A 1,230-nucleotide genomic window follows, 5' to 3' on the forward strand; every position below is an offset into this window, starting at 1 on the left:
TCATCGGATGAAAGAAGACGTTATGAGTTTGAAGTAGCCAACCATTATAATCAAAGATTTACGCCCGAGATGGAATTTGGGAATAGATTTTTTGATAATTATTGGGGTTATGATGAATGGAATAAGTTTTATCATTTTATGATGGAATGCGTTCAAACTTATTTAAAGCATGGTTTGATTGAAGCACCTAAAATAAATCTGCATTTAACAAAAATGTTTGAAAAAAGTTGTAAAGAGTTTGTTGATTTCGCTAACGAACATTTTAAAATCAATGAATGGATGGACAAAAGAAAATGTCAAGAATTATTTCAGGAATCTTATCCATACATAGAGTCTGTAAGCCCTCATATTTTCAAAAAATGGATAACTGATTATTCTGTTGATAATGGATGTGATTATGAATCGAATTCTTCAGGTGGTGAATACAAATTTATTTTGAAGAAAAAGGAGGTGGACAATGGCTAATATTATTTACAAGGTAACAAATATTCTTAATAATGAGTGTTATGTTGGTGCAACAACTAAAACTTTGGAGGAGCGAAAAATAGACCACCTACAAAAATCAGAAAAAAATGTTGGCAGTTATTTTCAGGAAGCTATCGGGACTTACGGTCCCGAGGCTTTTCTTTGGGAACAAATTGATACCGCATCCACAATTGATGAATTAGCCCAAAAAGAAATACAGTACATCAATCAATATAATTCTTTTGAGGAAGGTTACAATTCGGATAAGGGAGGAGGTTTCAAAAAAACAATTTATAAGTACAATCTTAATGGTTCTTTAAATTCTACGTATGAAAGTTTAACAGATGCCGGTAAGAGTGTTAACGTTAGAAAACAGGATATAAGCAGGGCTTGTTGGAGTATCAATCACACTTTAGGGGGTTATCTGTGGAGTTATGAGTACATTGAACCATTTATTCCAAAGATGGATAACAGAAAAAAAGAAGTTTTACAGTATTCTTTAAATGGAAATCTACTGGCCAAGTATGTTTCTGCATCGGAAGCATCAAGAAAAACAGGTGTATCTAAAACTTGTATAACTAGGTGTTGCAGAGGAGAACGAGAACATTCAAGAGGATTCATTTGGGAGTACTCCTAAAAGAATAGTGTTTATTATACGCTCTTCTTTTGGATATATTCTGCCATTGGTTTTGTATTGATAGAACCACCCTGTTTTTTAGGTTTTTTTTATTTATTAAATTTGATTCATGGAAAAGATTCAACTAA

General features: G+C 32.4%; 2 protein-coding genes. Both read left to right on the forward strand.

What is annotated here, in order from left to right; translation table 11 throughout:
- The coding region (locus C0512_RS15830; RefSeq protein ID WP_290863317.1) for a hypothetical protein at positions 1-465 on the forward strand (465 nt) is incomplete at its 5' end.
- Positions 458-1,102 carry an NUMOD1 domain-containing DNA-binding protein gene (locus C0512_RS15835; RefSeq protein WP_290863319.1) on the forward strand — a complete coding sequence of 215 codons (645 nt, stop codon included), beginning with the start codon at positions 458-460 and terminating at the stop codon, positions 1,100-1,102. The genes C0512_RS15830 and C0512_RS15835, both read left to right, overlap by 8 nt.
- Positions 1,103-1,230 lie beyond the last annotated feature (128 nt).

It is taken from the genome of Flavobacterium sp. (assembly GCF_013822155.1).
Classification (GTDB): domain Bacteria; phylum Bacteroidota; class Bacteroidia; order Flavobacteriales; family Flavobacteriaceae; genus Flavobacterium.